This is a genomic window from Corynebacterium phocae, from assembly GCF_008693075.1.
GTDB classification, from domain to species: domain Bacteria; phylum Actinomycetota; class Actinomycetes; order Mycobacteriales; family Mycobacteriaceae; genus Corynebacterium; species Corynebacterium phocae.
Map to the genome: position 1 here is coordinate 94,462 of NZ_VXKJ01000030.1, position 20,774 is coordinate 115,235.

The 20,774-nt window shown below is 59.9% G+C and carries 18 protein-coding genes and 2 tRNA genes; 13 read left to right on the top strand and 7 right to left on the bottom strand.

The window, feature by feature from the left end; genetic code table 11:
* The first annotated feature begins 21 nt into the window (after window positions 1–21).
* Window positions 22–1,104: an alanine dehydrogenase gene (ald, locus tag F4V58_RS02655; RefSeq protein WP_075733126.1), complete on the top strand. Its 1,083-nt coding sequence runs from the start codon at window positions 22–24 to the stop codon at window positions 1,102–1,104.
* A 280-nt stretch (window positions 1,105–1,384) separates the two neighbouring features.
* Here the strand turns inward: ald and F4V58_RS02660 are convergent, their stop codons facing one another.
* The 3 genes from F4V58_RS02660 to F4V58_RS02670 form a co-directional block, all read right to left on the bottom strand.
* On the bottom strand, window positions 1,385–2,398 hold the full coding sequence (locus tag F4V58_RS02660) for an HNH endonuclease signature motif containing protein (protein ID WP_075733127.1): 1,014 nt from the start codon (window positions 2,396–2,398) through the stop codon (window positions 1,385–1,387).
* Window positions 2,399–2,542: 144 nt separating this feature from the next.
* On the bottom strand, window positions 2,543–2,932 hold the full coding sequence (locus tag F4V58_RS02665; protein ID WP_075733129.1) for a globin: 390 nt from the start codon (window positions 2,930–2,932) through the stop codon (window positions 2,543–2,545).
* The gene (locus F4V58_RS02670; RefSeq protein WP_075733131.1) at window positions 2,922–3,917 is read right to left on the bottom strand and encodes a mechanosensitive ion channel family protein; all 996 of its coding nucleotides are present in this window, start codon (window positions 3,915–3,917) and stop codon (window positions 2,922–2,924) included. The genes F4V58_RS02665 and F4V58_RS02670 overlap by 11 nt, the downstream gene beginning before the upstream one ends.
* A gap of 57 nt (window positions 3,918–3,974) precedes the next feature.
* Between F4V58_RS02670 and F4V58_RS02675 the strand changes: the two genes are divergently transcribed.
* Together F4V58_RS02675 and F4V58_RS12440 are read left to right on the top strand one after the other, a co-directional pair.
* Window positions 3,975–4,637 (top strand): SDR family oxidoreductase, encoded by a 663-nt coding sequence (locus F4V58_RS02675; RefSeq protein ID WP_075733133.1) that lies wholly within the window; start codon window positions 3,975–3,977, stop codon window positions 4,635–4,637.
* A 66-nt stretch (window positions 4,638–4,703) separates the two neighbouring features.
* The gene (locus tag F4V58_RS12440; RefSeq protein ID WP_075733135.1) at window positions 4,704–5,414 is read left to right on the top strand and encodes a GntR family transcriptional regulator; all 711 of its coding nucleotides are present in this window, start codon (window positions 4,704–4,706) and stop codon (window positions 5,412–5,414) included.
* A 76-nt stretch (window positions 5,415–5,490) separates the two neighbouring features.
* Here F4V58_RS12440 and F4V58_RS02685 read toward each other — a convergent pair whose 3' ends face one another.
* Both F4V58_RS02685 and pepN read right to left on the bottom strand, forming a co-directional pair.
* Window positions 5,491–5,874, bottom strand: coding sequence for a hypothetical protein (locus tag F4V58_RS02685; protein WP_075733137.1), 384 nt, complete (start codon window positions 5,872–5,874; stop codon window positions 5,491–5,493).
* Window positions 5,875–6,067: 193 nt separating this feature from the next.
* Entirely contained in the window at window positions 6,068–8,569 is a 2,502-nt protein-coding gene (pepN, locus tag F4V58_RS02690; protein ID WP_075733139.1) for an aminopeptidase N, read from the bottom strand.
* 88 nt (window positions 8,570–8,657) lie between these two features.
* On the opposite strand from pepN, the gene F4V58_RS02695 reads away from it, so the two are divergent.
* Window positions 8,658–9,284, top strand: a complete 627-nt coding sequence (locus F4V58_RS02695; RefSeq protein WP_075733141.1) for a mycothiol-dependent nitroreductase Rv2466c family protein — start codon at window positions 8,658–8,660, stop codon at window positions 9,282–9,284.
* A gap of 136 nt (window positions 9,285–9,420) precedes the next feature.
* A complete protein-coding gene (locus F4V58_RS02700) occupies window positions 9,421–9,894 on the top strand; it encodes a ribose-5-phosphate isomerase (RefSeq protein ID WP_075733143.1) in 474 nt (157 codons plus the stop codon).
* Between the two features lie 238 nt (window positions 9,895–10,132).
* Here F4V58_RS02700 and F4V58_RS02705 read toward each other — a convergent pair.
* Window positions 10,133–10,207 (bottom strand) — tRNA-Gly (locus F4V58_RS02705).
* 139 nt (window positions 10,208–10,346) lie between these two features.
* Between F4V58_RS02705 and F4V58_RS02710 the strand changes: the two genes are divergently transcribed.
* The 6 genes from F4V58_RS02710 to clpX all read left to right on the top strand — a co-directional run bounded on the left by F4V58_RS02710 (window position 10,347) and on the right by clpX (window position 15,870).
* Window positions 10,347–11,219 carry a hypothetical protein gene (locus F4V58_RS02710; protein ID WP_075733145.1) on the top strand — a complete coding sequence of 291 codons (873 nt, stop codon included), beginning with the start codon at window positions 10,347–10,349 and terminating at the stop codon, window positions 11,217–11,219.
* Window positions 11,220–11,361: 142 nt separating this feature from the next.
* A tRNA-Pro gene (locus F4V58_RS02715) sits at window positions 11,362–11,435 on the top strand.
* 91 nt (window positions 11,436–11,526) lie between these two features.
* Entirely contained in the window at window positions 11,527–12,879 is a 1,353-nt protein-coding gene (tig, locus tag F4V58_RS02720; RefSeq protein ID WP_075733147.1) for a trigger factor, read from the top strand.
* 255 nt (window positions 12,880–13,134) lie between these two features.
* The gene (locus tag F4V58_RS02725) at window positions 13,135–13,731 is read left to right on the top strand and encodes an ATP-dependent Clp protease proteolytic subunit (RefSeq protein ID WP_075733149.1); all 597 of its coding nucleotides are present in this window, start codon (window positions 13,135–13,137) and stop codon (window positions 13,729–13,731) included.
* Between the two features lie 35 nt (window positions 13,732–13,766).
* Window positions 13,767–14,390, top strand: coding sequence for an ATP-dependent Clp protease proteolytic subunit (locus F4V58_RS02730; protein WP_075733151.1), 624 nt, complete (start codon window positions 13,767–13,769; stop codon window positions 14,388–14,390).
* A 187-nt stretch (window positions 14,391–14,577) separates the two neighbouring features.
* Window positions 14,578–15,870 carry an ATP-dependent Clp protease ATP-binding subunit ClpX gene (gene clpX / locus F4V58_RS02735; RefSeq protein WP_075733153.1) on the top strand — a complete coding sequence of 431 codons (1,293 nt, stop codon included), beginning with the start codon at window positions 14,578–14,580 and terminating at the stop codon, window positions 15,868–15,870.
* Window positions 15,871–16,010: 140 nt separating this feature from the next.
* Here the strand turns inward: clpX and F4V58_RS02740 are convergent, their stop codons facing one another.
* Window positions 16,011–16,751 carry a TetR/AcrR family transcriptional regulator gene (locus tag F4V58_RS02740; protein ID WP_075733155.1) on the bottom strand — a complete coding sequence of 247 codons (741 nt, stop codon included), beginning with the start codon at window positions 16,749–16,751 and terminating at the stop codon, window positions 16,011–16,013.
* 166 nt (window positions 16,752–16,917) lie between these two features.
* Between F4V58_RS02740 and F4V58_RS02745 the strand changes: the two genes are divergently transcribed.
* Window positions 16,918–17,886 (top strand): malate dehydrogenase, encoded by a 969-nt coding sequence (locus tag F4V58_RS02745; RefSeq protein ID WP_075733157.1) that lies wholly within the window; start codon window positions 16,918–16,920, stop codon window positions 17,884–17,886.
* Window positions 17,887–18,011: 125 nt separating this feature from the next.
* Window positions 18,012–20,774 (top strand): valine--tRNA ligase, encoded by a 2,763-nt coding sequence (locus F4V58_RS02750; RefSeq protein ID WP_075733159.1) that lies wholly within the window; start codon window positions 18,012–18,014, stop codon window positions 20,772–20,774.

Consider the following 20,774-nt stretch of genomic DNA (forward strand, 5'->3'; position numbering starts at 1 on the left):
ACGACTCTAGGAGGATTTGGAATGCGAATCGGAATACCAGCAGAGGTAATGAACAACGAAAATCGTGTCTCGCTGACCCCACAGGGGGCCGCACTGCTGGTGCGCGACGGCCACGAGGTCCTGGTCCAGAAGGGGGCCGGCCAGGGTGCCGGTTTTGCCGATGACAAGTATGCGCAGGCCGGTGCCACCCTGGTGGACTCCGCGGCCCAGGCGTGGGGTGCCGAGTTGGTCATCAAGGTCAAGGAGCCACAGCAGGCGGAGTACCAGTTCCTGCGCGAAGACCTGATTCTATTCACCTACCTGCACCTGGCAGCAGATGCCGCGCTGACTAAGGAGCTCATCTCCTCTGGAACCACCGCCATTGCCTATGAGACGGTGACCGACGCGCGCGGCACGCTTCCGCTGCTCACCCCCATGTCGCAGGTGGCCGGGCGTCTGGCAGTGCTGGAAGGAGCGCACCACATGATGAGCGTCAACGGCGGCAGCGGCAAGCTGCTGTCTGGTGTGCCCGGAACTCATCCGGCTCGAGTTGTGGTGCTGGGCGGCGGCCAGGTGGGCGCGTCTGCGGTGGCTATGGCTCACGGTTTGCGCGGTGAGGTCACGGTCTTGGACCTGGATTCGGCCGTGTTGCAGCGCTTCGACGACATCTACCATGGCGGCGTGCGCACCATCATCTCTGACCCACTGTCCATTGAAGAGGAACTCCTGGAGGCCGACCTGGTTATTGGCGCTGTTCTGGTCCCCGGGGCCGCCGCACCGAAGCTGGTTAAAGAGGACCTGGTCAAAAGGCTCAAGCCCGGGACGGTGCTGGTGGACGTTGCTATTGACCAGGGCGGGTGCTTTGAGAACTCCCGCAAGACCAGCCATGATAACCCCACCTTTGAGGTCCACGACACCCTGTTTTACTGTGTAGCCAACATGCCGGGTGCGGTGGCCAATACCTCAACTCGCGCGCTAAGTTCTGCTACGTTGCCCTACGCCCGGGCCATTGCTAACGGCACGCTGGAGGAAGCTTTTGCACGGTTCCCCGGTCTTGAGCCTGGCCTTATGACTCGCGGCGGGGAGCTTCTCAGCGAGCCGGTGCGCGCGGCCCACGGCTTGTAGGAAACCCGAACTTCGGGGGCGGGCGGTCTTCGGGCCGGTGCCAACTGGAGTGCCCCGGTCGTTGGCCACCCCGCGCGGGGCGGCTGCGGGCATGGCGAAGGCGCGCCGCTGCCGCCTTGGTGGGGACCAAGGCTGCGGGCGCTGCTGGAATTTCGGCTTTCGCCGGGGTCTAACGGGCGGTGCCCACCGGCCGGGTCTCAGTAAGCTGTGCCGGCCAACCGGGTTTGGTGGGCTGTGCCGGCCAACTGGGTTTGGTGGGCTGTGCCGGCCAACCGGGTTCCTAGCAGGCGGTGCCCACCGGCTGGGGCTTGCCGCCGTCGGGCGGAATCCATCCCAGCTTCCCGTTGACCCGCACGGCCCTGCCGTGCCCGGGTTTCCCGTTTTGCGAGTTGCAATACTGGCACAGCCACGCCAAGTTGCGCGAGTTCGTCCACCCGCCGTTGCGCCATTCCTTGATGTGGTGCAGCTGGCATTCATCGGCAGGCCGGCGGCAGCCGGGGTTGACGCAGGTGGTGGACTCAGCCGTGGCCATCACTCGCTGCGCGTAGTTGCCAAACCTGCTCTCCCGGAACAGCTGCAGCGGGCCTTGGTTATCAAAGACCGCCACGAAGCCCTTCTCGGCGCAGTAACGCTCCAAGAGCCCGGCGATGTCAACTTCAGCACCGTTGCCGCAGCGAACCTTGGCGTCTACGTCCGCGCCGGACAGTCCCGCCAGGAGGTCATCCAAGTGGATTACGCCGAGGGTGTTGATTCCAAAGCCCCCGCCGCCGCTTTTAACATTGTCGATGAATTTGGCTACCTGTTGCGCGCCGTCCAGGTCCTGCGCAGTGTTTTCTGCGATGAAGGTCCGCATGTCTTCAATCTGGGCGGCGGTGCCCGTTAGTTTCAGCGTGGACTTCCCGCACGCGTGCCGGCTGACCGAGATACCTGACTCCACGTCTTTTGGGGCCACATGTTGGTCCACGAATTCCTGCGCCGTGCGTTTCAATTGGCGCGCCGGCACGGAGGTGAGTAACACCCGCAGCTCCCACTGCAACTTCCGCGATGGCAGACGCTTGGCGTAAGTCTCGATCAGCTTTAGCTCAGCAAAGGTGTGATGGTTGTTGCTGGCCAGCGCCTGTTGGACGCTATATGACGTGGAGCTGCAGTAGACGTCACAGAGGTGGAGGATAGTTTTTGCTTCAGCATAGGGGACTTGGAAGTCCAGGAGGTCGCTCAGCGTGAGCCCGCGGGCGTCGTAGATAAACGACATCCCGTCGCGCTGAGCGCCGAAAGCTTGCTGTATAAGGTTCATGCCACGCAGAGTAAACACCCGAACATATTTTCGCAAGGGGGTAAACGCCGGCAATGCAGGAACACTGGCCGGCCCTTCCGGGGCGACCAGTGTAAATTTATATTCGAACGCGTATTCGCAACGGGGCGGCGGGGGTAATTCCGCCTAGTCTGGCATGTTGATGAGCATGGCCGCGACGCGCTCAAAGTGGTCGCGCAGCATGTGCCGGTAGACCGGCGGGATGGTTTCCTCCTCAATGAGGGCCAGCGAGTTTTCCATCAGTTCCACCCAGCGGATGGCCGCCGCCCGGTCGATGGGGAAGGGGTGGTGGCGCATACGCAGCCGCGGGTGGCCGCGCCGCTCCTGATATTCGGTGGGACCACCCCAGTACTGCATAAGGAACCATTTGAGGCGGTTTGCGGCCCCCTCCATGTCATCGGCCGGGTACATGGGGCCCAAGATGTCATCACCTGGGACCTGGGCGTAGAACCCGGACACCAGGCGGTCAAAGGTGGGTTCGCCGCCAATGGCTGCGTATACGGAATTATCGTTCATCAGACTTGATACCAATGCCCTTCGGGTAGGGGGCGGAAATGCCCTTGTCCTTCATATCGTTCCATACGAAGCCGTGGACAAAGCGCTGCACGTCCCATTGGCGCCCGGGAAGGGTCTTGATGCTTACGCGGAAGCTGGCGTGATCGGTTTCGAAGACGGAGATTCCCTGAAACTTGGGGTCATCGAGGATGAGCCCACGGACCTCGTCGTGTTGGATGGCCGAAGTGACGGAGTCGTGGAGGAAGGCCTCTGCCTTGTCCGCGTCGTTGCTCAGGCTCAGCGGGATCTGCAGGCGGGCGATAGCAAAGTCGTTGGAGTGGTTGGCTACCTTCAAGATCTCACCGTTGCGGACGTACCACAAGGCACCGTCAATATCGCGCACGGTGGTGATTCGCAGCGTGATGTCTTCCACGTCGCCAAAGACGCCGTTGCCCAGGTCAACCACGTCACCTATCCCGTACTGGTCTTCAATGAGCATGAAGATTCCGCTGAGGAAATCTTTGACCAGGGATTGCGCACCGAAGCCTAGCGCCACGCCCACCACGCCGGCGGAGGCAATTAGCGGTGCCACGTTGACGTCTAGTTGGGACAAGATGGCAACCAGGGCCCAGGCCCAGACAAAAATTGCGGAGGCGGAGGAGGCCACGCTGGCTAGCGTTTGGATGCGGGCCACGCGACGGCTCTCCCGCGCCTTGGCCTGCAGGGCTACTTCCGCACTGTAGTCGCGGGCCGGTCGCTCAGCGGAGGAGGGTTTGAGCGGTTTGGTGAGGGAGCGGCGGATCCCGTCAGCGCGTGAGGCCTTAGCCGCAGCTTTGCGGATAATCCGGCGCAGCAACCAGTGGGCTATCAGTGCAATGAGCACGATGAGCGCTATGGATATCGGGCGTTCGATTAGCCACGTTTGGGTCCAGTCGGACTGCCACCAGTTGTTGACGTGGTTTACGGCTTCCTGTGGATTGGGGATTTCATTGTTTGTAGTAGTCATCGCCCCGCGATTGTACCGGGGAATACCATTTTCCGTCATCCGGTTATGCTGGAATACATGAAATCTAAAATTGCAGTTGTCACCGGTGCTACCGGTGGTATGGGAACAGAAATTGTTGACAACCTTTCCACAGATCATCATGTTTATGCGTTGTCGCGCAGCGCCAGTGGGCACTTTGCGGACAACCCGAATGTCACCGCTGTTGACGTGGATTTGGTGGAGGCCCTGGATGGCGGATATCCGCTCCCAAACCTTGAAAAAGTTGATGTTTTGGTACACGCGGCGGCCGGGGCGGAAAAGTTTTCTGTGGAATCTGCGGGCATCGAAGATTGGCGTTTTTATATGGACCTCAACGTCCACGCCCCGGCCGTGTTGACCGCCACGTTGCTGCCCGCGTTGCGCGCGGCTGGCGGAACGGTCATCTTTATCAACTCCGGTGCCGGGCGCCACTCTTACGCTGATAACGTGGTCTACGCCAGCACCAAGCACGCCCTGTACGCCGTGGCGGATTCCCTGCGGTTGGCGGAGGAAGAAATTCGCGTCTCTACCGTTGCCCCCGGCCCCACGGATACCCCCATGCTAGCGGGTTTAATGGATTATAAAAAAGATGAAGTTATAGCCCCCGTTGAGGTCGCTAATGCCATCCGATATGTGGTAGACGCTGGGAAGAGTGCCCAAATTACGGAGGTGCACGTTCGCCCCCGCGTGGAATTGAAATAGAAATTCATTTAAAACTTTGGGTGGACTTACTGTGCAAGTCTAGAGCTGGCAACCTAAAGTAGTAGTGTGACTTCAAACTCTCTCAATACTCACGCCTATCTTAAAATTTCTGATGATTTGCGTAGTCGGATCGAATCGGGCCTTCTCAAACCCGGTGACAAGTTCCCTACGGAACGCCAGCTAGTCGAGGAATTCGACGTAGCCCGCATGACAATCCGTCACGCTCTAGGAATTCTTGAAGATGATGGCCTCATTGACCGCCGCCGCGGCCGCTCCGGAGGAACCTTTGTTAGGGTGATTCCCCCCGTGGTCCAGCTAGGAGCCCCCATCAGTATCGAGCGGCAGCTTGAACAAGATGGGCACAGAGCTTCAACGCGCCAGGTAAGCGTTGAAACGCGCGACGTACCTGGCCGCCTTGCTCCGCTGCTGGGACTTGAACGCGGGTCCCAGGTGTGGTTCCTGCGAAGGCTGCGCCTCTACGATGGTGAGGTTGTAAGCCTCATGCGGCACTACCTCCCGGTGGAAAGATACCCGGACATCGCGGACTTGGACTTGGACGGCCCGCTGTACAAGTCCATCATCACTAAGCATGAGTCCGTGGTTCCCGTGATGCCAACCGGCATCCAGCAGGAGCTTTTGGGCGTGACGCGAACCCAGCCCTTGGTGCGGCTTGGCCGCATTATTTACAACCCCGCCGGTGAGCCCATTGACTACGTAGAGGAATTTGTCCATACGGATAAGATGAGCCTGCAAATCTGGGCCGACGTAGAAGTCTAGGCGCTTGTCCTGCGGGGAGTCCCTAGAGGACAACGTTTGGTCCTTAGAGAATTCCCCGGAGGGCAGCGTTTGGCGGCTAGCGCGGGCCAAGGCCTAACAGCGCGCGCAGTTCGGAAGGTAGCGCGTGCGCGTAGTAGGGCAGTATCGTAGCGACCAGTGCCACCAACGACACCACAGTGGCAACAACCGCAAAGCCAACGGTCAATTCCTTCTCCTTACCCCTGGAGGAGTCCTCCCTGCCCGAGCTGGAGTCACTGTCATTGGGCGCTTTGGGCTGCGGCAGGCGTAAAAACCCCAGCGCCCGTAGTGTCGGTTGAGCAACAGCCCGGTTGTGCGAAATCTGGCTGTGCGAAATCTGGCCGGGCCCAACCGGGACGGGCAGGGCCGCAGCGGTTGGTGCGCTGATAAGGCCGGCGGAAAGTACAGCCGCAGCCGCAAGGGTACGGATATGGTTAAACATAATGAAGATCTTTCTTCTCTTAAAAGTGGTAATCGGGCCCACCCCGGGCCAGATAGAGGGAAGAGTCTTATCAACGCTGCAACGCCCCCCGCGCGGCAACTACTCATCAAGATACCCTAAAACGAACACCGGCCGGGGAAATTTCCTGCAATTCCCCGGCCGGTGAACCCGCCGTCTTACCCCCGTGGGGCGCCTAGGCGGCGTCGAAGGTACGGTTGCGGAGCGCGCGGGCCGTGTGGTCACGCTCCTCAGTTACCGCGCGGCGCAGGCCGCTGGGGATATCCCGGGCCAAGAAGGCCTCGGCGCGGTCCAGGTTTTCCTGGGTAACATCCCAGGTGGGGAATAGCCCGCCCACGGTGGTCAGCGCGACCTCGTTGGAACCGGTATCCCAAAGCTTTTCCGCTACGTCGAAGAACTCCGCGGAGGGCAGCAGTTTTTCCGCGCCGGTGAAGGTAAGCCCCGCCAGCTTGGAGGTCAGGTCCCGGTTGCCCAGCCCGCCGGCCACGATTTCTTCCCACACGGCGCGCTTGGCGCCGGGCTCGTTGATGGCGGCCAGCGCCTTGAGCGAAGCCTGGTAGCCGGTGGCGGTGTTGTCGCGCTCAAGTTCGGCCGCAACGGCCGCCTGGGGGTCGGTGACGGAGGCATCGGCAATTAGTGCGGTGAGCATCCGCCAGCGCAGGTTGGCATCGGAGGTTTCGGCCAGCTTTTCGTTCAAGAATTCGTACGTTGCCGGCGTGAGTTTGATCTCCGTCATGGCGCGCTGGTAGATGATGGCGCGCTCCGGATCAGCGGACTTGGCCCCGCTGAGCAGGCAGTCAGCCAGCTGGGTGTCCTCCTGCGCCCACTCCGGGTCGGCGAACCGGGTTTGGGCGGTGACGGCCTGTGAAATCAGCCGCTCTAACACCGCGAGCTCCGTTTCAGCCTGCGCGCCGCGGGCAACGAGTCCCACGAAGTCACGCGCGCGCATGGAGGCCCCGCGCGTCATCTCCCAAGCCGCTGACCAGCACAAGGTGCGTGCCATGGGGTCTGAAAAGTCCGCGATGTGCTTTTTGACAAAATCCAGGCTCTCAGCATCAAATTCCAGGAGCGCGTAGGTGAGGTCATCGTCGTTAACAATCACCAGATCAGCTTCAATGCCGTTCATTTCATCTACCTCGGTCAGCTCCCCGCTGATATCCACCTCCACGCGGTGGGTGCGGACAACTTTGCCGTCCACCAGGCTATAAGCGCCGATGGCTATACGGTGGGTGCGCAGGGTGTCACCGGACTGAACTACGCTGAAGTCCTGGATTTTGCCTTCGTCGCGCACGAAGTCCGGCCGCAGCGTGTTGACCCCGGTGGTCTTTAGCCACTGGTTGGCCCAAAAACTCAAGTCGCGTCCCGATGCCTCCTCCAAGTGCCGCAGCAAGTCAGCAAAGGTGGCATTGCCCCAAGCGTGCTCGGTGAAGTGCCGGCGAACACCCGCCAGGAATTCCTCGCGGCCCACGTAGGCCTGCAGCTGCTTTAGCGCCGAGGCCCCCTTGGCGTAGGTGATGCCGTCAAAGTTTTGCTCCACAGTTTCAATATCGGAGGCGTCCGTGGAAATGGGGTGGGTGGTGGGCAGCTGGTCTTGGCGGTAAGCCCCGGCCTTTTCCGTGTTAGCAAAGGTTACCCACGCGGTGTCGTACTCGGTTTCTTCTGCCTGGGAGATTGCCGCAGCCCAGGTGGCAAAGGACTCGTTGAGCCACAAATCATCCCACCACTGCATGGTCACCAGGTCACCGAACCACATGTGGGCTAGCTCGTGCAGCACGGTATCCGCGCGGAGCTCATACTGGTAGTGGGTGGCCTTGGACGTGAAGACGTATTCATCGCGGATGGTCACGCAACCGGCGTTTTCCATGGCACCGGCGTTGAACTCCGGGACAAAGATTTGGTCATACTTGCCAAAGGGGTAGGCAAATCCAAAGTTGCGGTGGTACCAGTCAAAGCCCTGTTTGGTCTCGGTGAACAGCCTCTCACTATCGAGGGCATCGGCAAGTGACGCGCGGCAGTAGATGCCCAGGGGAACTTCCAGCTTCTGTGCCGGCTTGCCCTCCGGGTGCGCGGTAAGTTCCCCCGTCCAGGTGTCTTCCACGCCCACGTACGGGCCGGCGCACAGCGCCACCAGGTAGGTAGATAGCTGGTAGTCAATCTCCGCGGTCCAGGTGTTGCCGGAGCGCGTGACGGGGGAGTTGGTTATCACGGTCCAGTTTTCCGGGGTAGTAAAGCGCAGCGAGTACGTGGCTTTGAGATCCGGCTGGTCAAAGCAGGCGAAAACGCGCTTGGCGTCCGCGGTTTGAAACTGGGTGTAGAGGTAAGTTTCTCCATCTGCGGGATCGGTAAAGCGGTGCAGGCCCTCGCCGGTGCGGGAGTAGGAAATTGCGGCTTCTACCTCAAGCGTGTGGCTGCCTTCTGAAAGCGAGTGCAGGGGGATTCCGGCCTTGGCGGAGTAGTAGCTCACCGGTAGTGCTTCGCCGTCCAGGCGGGCGCTGCGCAGCTCATCGGCCCGCAAATCAATGAAGGTGGACCCTTTCTTTTTCACTTCAAATTCAACCACCGTCCGGGAGTTAAACTTTTCTTCTCCGGTGAGGTCTAGGTCAATTGTGTAGTGGTTGACCTGCAACATCTCGCTGCGCTGCTGCGCCTCGGTACGGGTGAGATTGATCGAGCTCATGGAAAGTTCCTCCTTGAATTGACGTCATGGTTCTGCAAACCACAGTAGTCTGGTGGCACCAATTGCCCCAGATTTTAAGGAGATCAAGATGGAAACCGTGCAATTTTGGTTTGACTGCACTTGCCCGTTTGCGTGGGTTACTTCCCGGTGGATCAAGGAAGTGGAAAAGGTTCGTGATATCCGGGTGGAATTTAGGCCCATGTCCCTTTCCGTCCTCAACGAAGGCCGTGACTTGCCCGCTGACTATCTCCAGGCCATGGAGGCCGCGTGGGGGCCCGCCCGCGTTGCCGCCAAAATCTTCAGCCAGCAGCCGGAGAAGATTGACGCGTATTACACCGCCATGGGCAACCTCATCCACGGTGGGGGAGAAGGCGGCAAGAAGGGGTCTGGTGCCTATAAAGAGGTCATCGCCAAGGCCCTGGAAACCGCCGGCTTGCCAGCCTCTTTCGCGGAGGCAGCCGGCACCACTGAAATGGATGAGCAACTGCGGGCCTGCCACCAGGAAGCCATTGACCTGGTGGGCGATGACGTGGGAACCCCAGTCATCAAGCTGGGTGACACGGCTTTCTTTGGCCCCGTTATCACCCGCGTTCCGGAAGGTGAGGAGGCCGGGGAGCTCTTTGACGCCTCGCTCCGTCTAGCCCGCTACCCCTACTTCTTTGAGCTAAAACGCAGCCGCACGGAAAGCCCGCAGGTGTCAGGCCGCCAGTTCTAGCCCCCGCTTCCGGTAACAGCCTTGCCCGGTTTGCCGGGGTGAACTCTGGCGGGGCGGTTAAACCCTCAACATCGCCGCAAAATTCAGCGGCCGTTGAGGGTTCTTTTTGCCCGTTGAGACGGTAGACTCTCAAAACATGCGTGTATATCTAGGAGCGGACCATGCTGGGTTCGAAATGAAAAACGTCGTTGCACAGCACCTGACTGACAAGGGACATGAGGTGATTGACTGCGGTGCCCACACTTACGACGCTGCGGATGATTACCCGGCTTTTTGTATCGCGGCGGCTCAGCGCACCGTGGATGACCCAGGTTCCCTAGGCATCGTTCTGGGCGGCTCCGGCAACGGTGAGCAAATTGCCGCGAACAAGGTCAAGGGCGCACGCTGTGCGCTGGCGTGGTCGCCTGAAACCGCACGCCTGGCCCGTGAACACAACAACGCCCAGCTCATTGGCCTTGGCGGGCGTATGCACTCTGAGGAAGAGGCGCTGGCCATTGTGGACGCCTTCTTGGACCAGGAATGGTCCCGCGAGCCCCGCCACCAAAACCGTATTGACATCATTGGGGATTATGAGCGCACTGGCATAGCGCCGGAAGTCCCAGAGGTTTAAAAAACTAACAACGCCGCAATGCCGGTCTTTCAAGGGCTGGTGTTGCGGCTTCTTGCATTTCATTGGAAGATAAAGCCCTAGCGGGCACGTTTTTCACGTTAGCTACCAATGAACAGCCACTAGTTTCCAAAGATTCCTTGAAACTGAGACTCGGACGCGCAAACCAACAACCCTCCTGTCCAAGAACGCGGTTCTCAGTCAGGAGGGGCGAATGTCAACTATCTTTTAGTTGTTAAGTTGGAGGGAATGACGGGAATCGAACCCGCGTCTTCAGCTTGGAAAGCTGAGGTATTAGCCATTATACGACATTCCCATAGCCTCTAAGGCGGTGCCTTGAAGGTACGCCGGTAATCATAACCCACAACCCGGCTCAAGCAAAAACTGGGAACTAGGGGCGGGTTTGGGGCGTTGAATAGGGGAGGAAATAACCCCGAATAACTATCTGGAGCGCAATGACTACTCTTCTTCTGATCGCCGCCGCAGTAGGCGGAACCGTATTCTTTCTTTCCCGGCAAGGGTCCAAGAACGAAGAAAAGCGTGAGGCGGCCTCCTTTGATGACGCAATCGCGGACGCGCGCCGTTGGACCGAACGCCTGGGCGGGCAGGTAATGAACGTCTCTGGCACGGACACCGCCTCCACCCAGGCTATGGCGGACGCCTCGGAGCGCTTCACCGCGGCTAATTCCGCCCTGGCGCGGGCGGAGACGGTAGCGCAGGCGCGGCTGGCGCGGGAATCTGCGCTGGAAGGTATGCATTACGTAGCCGCCGCGCGCGAAATCATGGGTCTGCCCGCGGGGCCAGAGTTGCCGCCGCTGGAGGGTCAGCGTGAGGCTGGCAAGGTAACTGAGCGCCGTACGGTGGAGGTTGGTGAGGGGCAAACTCTAACTGCCTCTCCTTACGCCTCGGCGGACACGCCCAACTACTACCCGGGTGGCAAAGTTGCCGGGCGCCCCGTGCCGGCTGGTTGGTATTCGCGCCCATGGTGGGCTGATGCCCTTACTACCGGCGTGTGGATGATGGGCTATTCGATGATGTTTAGCTCCTTGTTCCACGGCATGTCCGGCGTCGGTTATTCCGCAGCGGACGCAGAAACTGGGGCGTGGGGTGGCGCGGAAGGCGCTGCTGGCGGTGACGCCGGTGCCGGTGAGCTGGGGGCCGGTGACTCGGGCGCGGTTGACTCGGGTGCGGTTGACTCGGGTGCGGTTGACTCGGGTGCGGTTGACGCGGGTGCGGCCGACGCGGGCGCCGGGGAAGGCGGATTCTTTGGAGGCGAAGGCCTCTTCGGCGGAGACGGCGGCGGTTTCTTCGATGGTTTCGACTTCTAGAAATTCCCAAAGCGGTCCGGAGTGATTGGCTAAAACGCACCCCTGAGCAGGCTTTTTATGGCATGCCTGGGGCGCGATTGGGTAGTTTGGCAATCGTGCAGTAGGATTATCCGATGTACGCACCGTGAAGGTGTCCTACATACGGGGCGTGGCGCAGCTTGGTAGCGCACCTGCTTTGGGAGCAGGGGGTCGCAGGTTCAAATCCTGTCGCCCCGACGTATTGGGGGCCTGAGAAAATTTTTCTCAGGCCCCTTTAGTACACTTATGACCTGAAAGCACACATTCTAAAAACTCAGGAGAGTCAAACGTGAATACCAATGTTGAGAAGCTGAGCGAAACCCGCGTTAAGCTGACCGTTAACGTTCCATTCTCGGAGCTAGACAAGGAAATCGAGCAGGCTTACGTAGCGATTGCGCAGCAGGTCAACATTCCAGGATTCCGCCGTGGAAAGGCACCGCGTCAGCTCATTGATGCCCGCCTGGGCCGTGGCGCTATCTTGGAGCAGGTTGTCAATGACATGCTGCCTAGCCGCTATGAGCAGGCTGTAATGGAAAATGATCTCAAGGTTGTGGGCCAGCCTGAGATTGATATCACCAAGGTTGAGGACAAAGACTTTGTCGAGTTCACCGCTGAGATGGATATCCGTCCAGAGATTGAGGTCCCTGACTTCGCTGATATTTCCGTCACCGTTCCGGCCATTGCCGTTGATGACAAGGCCGTGGATGAAGAGCTAGAGAAGCTCGCAGCCCGCTTCAGTGAAACCAAAGACACCAAGCGCAAGATGAAGACTGGCGACCTAGCTATCATCGACATCGTTGCTGAGGTTGACGGCAAGAAGGTCGAAGAGGCTTCCACTGAGGGGCTGTCCTACCAAATCGGTGATGACAACCTCATCAAGGGCCTGGACACCGCACTGCGCGGTCTTAAGACCGGTGAGGACAATGAGTTCACCACCGAAATGCTTACCGGTGAGCACAAGGGCAAGGAAGCCACCATCAAGGTGCACGTTGTGCAGACCAAGGAGCGCAAGCTGCCTGAGCTGGATGATGAATTCGCGCAGATGGCTTCCGAGTTTGACACTATCGCCGAGCTCCGTGAGGACACCAAGGCCCAGGTAGAGGAGAATAAGAAGGCGGAGCAGGCTGCCGCCATCCGCGATGAGGTCTTGAAGGCCGCCCTGGAGAAGGTTTCCTTCGGCCTGCCGCAGTCCATCGTTGATGAGCAGGTTCACAACCAGCTCCACCAGATCCTGGGCCAGCTGGCTCACGATGAAAAGGCTTTCGCGCAGCTGCTTGAGGCTCAGGGCACCAACCGTGAGGAATTCGACAAGGAAACTCGCGCTAACGCTGAGGACAACGTGCGTACCCAGATGTTCCTGGACGCCGTTGCTGACAAGGAACAGCCGGAAGTATCCCAGCAGGAGCTGATGGATCACGTCATGTTCACCGCCTCTTCCTACGGCATGGACCCCAACCACTTCATCCAGCAAATCCAGTCCAACGGCCAGATGGGCAACCTGTTTGCCGATGTTCGCCGTGGCAAGGCTCTGGCAGTGTCCATCTGCCGCGTTGAGGCCAAGGATGAAAACGGTAACGTTATCGACGTTGACCAGTACTTCGGTGAGATTGAAGAAGAAGCTGACACCGATAGCGAAGATTAATCTTTGACCGAAACTGACCCTGTAGCTAAAACAACGCTATAGGGTCTTTTCGCGCCGCGGACCCCACAGCCCCGCTAGGCGCAGCGCCAAAAACGCTACGCAGCCCAAAAACGCTATTAGCGAACAGACCCACTTTGGCCCTTTAAACTACCGGCTAACGCGGTAGGGTGGTGCCCATAGTTCCGTGGCGTGGTCCCCCTTATTGACCGCCGTACACGGGCCGGAGAAAAATTTTTACAAGGAGAATGATTTTTAATGTCTGACATTCAGATGAGCAACCCGGGTTCCGGAATGAACTTGGGGGACAGCGTCTACGACCGCCTATTGAGCGAGCGCATTATTTTCCTAGGAACCGAGGTCAACGACGAAATCGCTAACAAGATCTGCGCCCAGATCCTGTTGCTTTCCGCGGAAGACCCCACGCGCGATATCTCCCTGTACATCAACTCCCCGGGTGGCTCGGTCACCGCGGGCATGGCAATTTATGACACCATGACGTACTCGCCGTGTGACGTAGCCACCTACGGCATGGGCCTGGCCGCTTCCATGGGTCAGTTCCTGCTGGGCGGCGGCACTAAGGGCAAGCGCTTTGCCCTCCCACACGCCCGCATTATGATGCACCAGCCTTCGGCCGGTGTGGGCGGCACGGCCGCTGATATTGCCATCCAGGCGGAACAGTTTGCCTCCACTAAGCGGGAGATGGCTGAGCTTATCGCGGAGCACACCGGGCAGACTTTTGAGCAGATCACCAAAGACTCTGACCGCGACCGCTGGTTCACTGCTCAGCAGGCCAAGGAATACGGGATCGTGGACCACGTCATCGAATCCGTCAACGGCCCCATTAGCAACTAACGCGAACTACACAATCTCAAGGAGAAAAACCTTCTATGTCTAATTCCCAGATGCCTTCTTCGCGCTACGTGCTGCCTTCCTTCATCGAGGAATCCGCGCAGGGCCGCAAGGAAACCAACCCCTATTCCAAGCTCTTTGAAGAGCGGATCATCTTCCTGGGCACCCAAGTGGATGACACCTCCGCCAATGACATCATGGCGCAGCTGCTGGTCTTAGAATCCCAGGATCCGGACCGCGACATCACCATGTACATCAACTCCCCGGGCGGCTCCTTCACCGCGCTGATGGCCATCTACGACACCATGCAGTACGTGCGGCCTGACGTGCAGACTGTCTGCCTGGGCCAGGCGGCATCGGCAGCAGCTGTGTTGCTGGCGGCGGGTGCTAAGGGCAAGCGGGCGGCGTTGCCCAACTCCCGTATCCTCATCCACCAGCCCCGCACCCAGGGCACGCAGGGCCAGGTTTCCGACCTGGAAATTGAGGCCAATGAAATTGAGCGCATGCGCCGCCTCATGGAAACCACCCTGGCGGAGCATTCCGGCAAGTCCGCAGACCAGATTCGCAAGGACACCGACCGCGATAAAATCCTTACGGCTGAGGAAGCTGTGGAGTACGGCTTGATTGACACCGTCTTCGATTACCGCAAGCTCAACCGCTAAAGCTACGTTTCGCACTGAGGCCGCACCACAACTTTAGGGTGCGGCCATTTGCACGCCTAAAATACCGCTGCTTGCGCAACGCGCGGGGAAGTATATTGGGTGCCGGTGCGTTGTTTTACTAGAGTGGAAGATCCACCGCGCGGATTTAATCCAGCGCGGGAAACAATACCTATGAGGGAAGGTTCCATTGGCACACATGCAAGAAAGCGCCGACCTGCTGAAATGTTCATTTTGCGGGAAGAGCCAGAAACAGGTGAAAAAGCTCATTGCCGGTGGCGGGGTTTACATCTGCGACGAGTGCATTGAGCTGTGCAATGAAATTATTGAGGAAGAGCTGGGTAAGGGCGCTGATTCCGCGCATGAGGTAGAAGACTCCCGCCTGCCCCGGCCTTCGGAAATCTCCGCCTTCCTGGATGCCTACGTGATTGGGCAGTCCCGCGCCAAGCGCGCCTTGGCGGTGGCCGTGTATAACCATTACAAGCGCATGAAGGTTGATGAAGGCCAGGCCTCTGGCCGCCCGCGCCGCCCTGGTGAGGAAGAGCCGGTAGAGATTGCCAAGTCCAACATCTTGATGCTGGGTCCTACCGGTTCCGGCAAGACGTACCTGGCCCAGACGCTAGCGCGCATGCTGGACGTGCCCTTTGCCATCGCGGACGCCACCAGCCTCACCGAGGCCGGCTACGTGGGCGAAGACGTGGAAAACATCCTGTTGAAGCTGCTGCAGTCCGCGGATTTTGACGTGGAGCGCGCCCAGCGCGGCATCATCTACGTTGATGAGGTGGACAAGATTTCCCGCAAATCCGAAAACCCCTCAATTACGCGCGATGTCTCCGGTGAGGGCGTGCAGCAAGCCCTGCTCAAGATTTTGGAGGGCACCGTAGCCGCCATTCCACCGCAGGGCGGGCGCAAGCACCCCAACCAGGAGTTTATCCAGCTAGATACCTCCAACGTCTTGTTTATTGTGGCGGGTGCCTTTGCCGGCCTGGAAAAGGTAGTGGCAGACCGCGTGGGCAAGAAAGGCGTGGGCTTTGGTGCCCAGCTAGAAAGCAAGAAGGAGCGCGAAAGCGCCGATATCCTTGGCCAGGTGAGGCCCGAGGACCTGGTCAAGTTTGGCCTGATCCCCGAATTCATTGGCCGCCTGCCCGTGGTCACGGTTGTTGATGAGCTGGGAGCAGATGACTTGGTGCGCGTGCTGACCGAGCCTAAGAACTCCCTTGTCCGCCAGTACCAGTCCCTCTTTGAGATGGACGGCGCGCAGCTGGACTTCACGCCAGACGCGTTGGCGGAGATTGCCGCCCTAGCCCTAGAGCGCAAAACCGGAGCCCGTGGCCTGCGCGCGATTATGGAGGAGCTACTGGTGCCCATCATGTTTGACCTGCCGGACAGGGAAGACATTGATACCGTGCGCATCTCGGCCGGGGTGGTGCGCGGCACGGAGGACCCCGAATACGTGCTGCTTAACACGGAACGGTCCGCCTAAACAGGCCCCGGCCCACCTTAGCGTTGAAGAATCTTGTGCGCCGGGCGGGTTCGGGGTTTTAGCCGAGTACCCGCCAGTAAAGGTCTGGGGAAGTCCGGGTGCCGCGCCCGGCCTGGAAACCGGGGGCGGGCTGCCGCCGTTTAGTCGTCGTAAGGGCTGGCCTCAGTGCCGTAGATATCTGCGGCGGCTTCGGTTTCTGAGTCATCTGGCTCCGCCGTGAGGTAGGAGGATTTGCCGGAGTCCGGGATATTGGAGGTCAAAAATGCCAGGACGGTGTCAACGGCCAAGCGGTGCATGCCCTCAGTGTTTACCTCGTTGGTCATGTCCACGCCCAAGATGTTGAGCATCATTTCCCGGTTGGTAGTGCGGTACATGGACAAGGAAGCGATGATGGTGAAAATGTCATTGGCGGAGATGCCGGGGCGGAAGGCCCCGGAGTCATGGCCGCGCATGAGCAGCTTGTCCAGGTGGAGCGTGATGTCGGAGAGGTCCGCTACCGCGGAGCGGGTGGTGGTATCTAGGGACTGGATGACGGACTCTTGGGTGAGCATGCGCACGGCTTCGGGTTCGGCTACAAAGTTGCGGTAGATGATATCCACCAGCACCCGCACGCCCTCGACCGGGACGGTGGAGTTGACCTTGAGTTCACTGAGCTTAGGTGCCAGGCGGCGGGCGGCCGCTCCCAACGCTTGTTGATAAAGGCCTTGTTTGTCTCCAAAACGGTAATGGATCATGCGCTTGGACATGCCGGATTCGCGCGCAATGGTTTCTAGCTTGGTGTCTGCGTAGCCGCGCTGGGCGAAGTGATTGATGGCAACCCTGACTACGCGGTCTACGGTGGCTTGTTCACCTACGGTTTCTGCGCGGGTTAGGGGTGACATCTCATCTTCCTCCGGTGGTGTAGTTCTTCGGTTTGTCTTTCACTATCGTGCCCCAAAAGTGAGGTTTTTGACACTGTTTGCCCTAATTGCGGGTAAACCGCTGTCCAATCGGGGGTAATGGGGCACACTGGGATAGGTACCTATTTCCTTTTGAAAGGACTATTTCATGGCAAATTCAGTAAAGGTTGCCGTTACGGGCGCCTCCGGAAACATTGGCTACGCGCTGCTCTTTAGGATCGCTGCGGGTGACGTTTTTGGCAAGGACACCCCGGTTGAGATCAACCTGATTGATATTGAGCCTTCATTGCAGGCCGCCAAGGGCACCGCGATGGAGCTTTCCGATGCCGCCTTCCCGCTGGTGCGTTCCTTGAACGTGACTACCGACCTGGAGGAGGGCTTCAAAGACGTCGATGCCGCCTTCCTGGTGGGCTCCCGCCCGCGCACTAAGGGCATGGAGCGCGCCGACCTCCTGGAAGCCAACGGGGCCATCTTCACCGATCAGGGCAAGGCGCTCAATAAAGTGGCCAGCCGCGACGTCAAGGTCTTGGTGGTGGGCAACCCCGCCAACACCAACGCGCTCATTGCTGCCAACAACGCCCCGGACCTAGACCCTTCGCAGTTCACTGCCATGCTGCGCCTGGACCACAACCGGGCGCTGAGCCAGTTGGCTAAAAAGACCGGTAAGCACAGCACTGATTTTTCCCGGGTGGTTGTCTGGGGCAACCACTCCGCCTCCCAGTTCCCGGATCTCACCTTCGCTGAGTCCGACGGCCAGCCGGTGGAGGTGGACCAGGACTGGTACACCGAGGAGTTCATCCCGCGCGTGGCCAAGCGGGGCGCGGAAATCATTGAGGTCCGCGGTTCTTCCTCTGCGGCTTCGGCGGCAGCTGCGGCCGTTGACCACATGCACGACTGGTTCCATGGCACCGAGGACTGGCGTACCGCCGGCGTGGTTTCCGATGGCTCTTACGGCGTGGACGCCGGCCTGGTTGCTGGTATGCCCACCGTGGCCCGGGACGGCAAGTGGGAGATTGTCCAGGGGCTAGAACTCAACGACTTCCAGCGCGAGCGCATTGCCGCCTCGGTGGCTGAGCTCCGCGAGGAAAAGGAAGCCGTCAAAGACCTGTTGGGCTAGGCTAGCCACCCCAGCCAGCCACCCAGCAGCCAAACCCAGGCTAGCCCCGGCTCCCGGCAACGCCCATGCCCGCCACCACGCGGGCATGGGCTCTTTGTTTGACGCGGAAGGTAGAATTGTTGACCATGACTGAGGATAATGCGAGCAGCACAAGTACCGAACAGACCGGGCAGCTAGTAGGCACCAACCGCGCGGATCTCCTTCCCAAGGCGTGGGAGCCCCAGGCGGTGGAAAAGGACCTGTATGAGGGCTGGATTTCCTCCGGGTACTTTAACCCGGACTCCAATCCGGAGGGCAAGCCTTTTTCCATTGTGTTGCCCCCGCCCAACGTGACCGGCCAGCTGCACATGGGCCACGCGCTAGACCACACGCTCATTGACTCCATTATCCGCCGCAAGCGTATGCAGGGCTATTCAACCTTGTGGGTCACTGGTACCGACCACGCCGGTATTGCCACCCAAACCAAGGTGGAGGCGCGCCTGAAGGAAACTGAGGGCAAGACCCGCTGGGACTACGACCGGGAGGAGTTTATCTCCAAGGTCTGGGAGTGGAAGGAAGAATACGGCGGCACTATCCAAAACCAGATGCGCGCTATTGGTGACTCCGTGGACTGGTCGCGCGAGCGCTTCACGCTGGATGAGGGCCTCTCGCGGGCCGTGCAGACCATCTTTAAGCAGCTTTTTGACGCGGGCATGATTTACCAGGCCCATCGCCTGGTTAACTGGTCCCCGGTGCTAGAGACCGCGGTGTCTGACATTGAGGTGGTCTACAAAGACGTTGAGGGTGAGTTGGTGTCTATCCGCTACGGCTCGCTCAGTGATGATGAACCGCACTTGGTGGTGGCCACCACCCGCGTGGAAACCATGCTGGGGGACGTGGCCATTGCGGTACACCCGGAGGATGAGCGCTACGCCCACTTGATTGGCCAAGAGTTTGACCACCCGTTCCGCGATGACCTGAAGCTGAAGGTGATTGCTGATGATTACGTGGATAAAGAGTTTGGCACCGGCGCGGTCAAGATTACGCCCGCGCATGACCCCAATGACTACCAGATGGGCCTGCGCCACGGCCTGGACATGCCCACCATCATGGACTCCACCGGGCACATTGCCGGCACGGGTACCCAGTTTGATGGCCTAACGCGCGAGCAGGCCCGGGTGGATATCCGGGAGGCTCTGCGGGAGCAGGGCCGGATTATCAAAGAAGTCCGCCCTTACGTACACTCCGTGGGCCATTCGGAGCGCTCCGGGGAGCCGGTGGAACCGCGCCTGTCCAAGCAGTGGTTCGTGGACGTGAAGTCTTTGGCTGCGGACTCCGCCGCCGCTATCCGCCAGGGGGACACCACCATCCACCCCGCGGCGCTAGAACCGCGCTACTTTGACTGGGTGGATGACATGCACGACTGGTGTATTTCCCGTCAGCTGTGGTGGGGCCACCGCATCCCCATCTGGTACGGCCCCGCGGACCCAGAAAACCCAGACGCCGAGCGCGACGTCATCTGCGTGGGCCCGGATGAGACCGCGCCGGAGGGCTACACCCAGGACCCGGACGTGCTGGATACCTGGTTCTCCTCTGCGCTGTGGCCATTTTCCACGCTCGGCTGGCCGGACAAGACCCCGGATTTGGAGAAGTTCTATCCCACCAACGTGCTGGTCACGGCCTATGACATCCTGTTTTTCTGGGTGGCCCGCATGATGATGTTTGGCACCTTTGCCTCCAAGCAGACCCCGGAACTGTTGGGCGCTGGCACGGATGAGCGCCCGCAGGTGCCTTTCGCAGATATCTACCTGCACGGCCTGGTGCGCGATGAGCAGGGCCGCAAGATGTCCAAGTCCTTGGGCAACGGTATTGACCCCATGGACTGGGTGCGCGACTTTGGCGCGGACGCCCTGCGCTTTGCGCTGGCGCGTGGCGCTAACCCGGGCGTGGACTTGCCGCTGGGGCCTGACGCGGCGGCATCGGCACGCAATTTTGCCACCAAGCTCTACAACGGCACCAAGTTCGCGCTGATGAACGGCGCTGGGGTAGCACCCCTGCCGCCGCGCGACGAGCTCACGGACGCGGACCGCTGGATCCTGGACCGCTGCGAACAGGTCCGCCAGCGCGTGGACGCGTACTTGGACGGCTACCAGTTTGCCAAGGCCAACGAGCTGCTCTACCACTTTGCGTGGGACGAGCTTTTTGACTGGTACATTGAGATTTCCAAAACCCAGATTCCGCGCGATGGCCAGTCCCAGCAGGGCCGCAACACCCAGATTGTGCTGGGCCGGGTGCTAGATGTGCTGCTGCGTATGTTGCACCCCACCATGCCGTTTGTGACGGAGGTCCTGTGGAAGGCGCTGACTGGCAAGGAGTCCATTGTCATGGCGCCGTGGCCCACGGTGGCTGACACCAACGGCGGTGCCAGCGTGGATGAGGTGGCGGCCCGCCGCATTGCGGACGCGGAGAAGCTCATCACGGAGCTGCGCCGCTTCCGCTCGGACCAGGGCGTGAAGCCTTCCCAGAAGGTCCCTGGGCGCCTGGATTTTGCCAAGGTGGACTTGGAGGGCCAGGAAGAGATGATCCGCAATCTGGCTAACACCACCGCGCCGGAGGAGGACTTTGAGGCCAGCGCCTCCATTGAGGTGCGCTTAAGCCAGGGCACCGTGGAAATCTCGCTGGACACCTCTGGCACCGTGGACCTGGTGGCAGAGTGCAAACGCCTGGAAAAGGATTTGGCGAAGGCCAACAAGGAGCTGGAGCAGACCGCCAAGAAGCTGGGCAATGAGGCTTTCTTGGCCAAGGCGCCCGATGCCGTGGTGGACAAGATCCGCACCCGCCAACAGGTTGCACAAGAAGAGGTGGAGCGCATCAATGCCCGCCTTGCTGCCATGCCAGGGGCCAAGTAA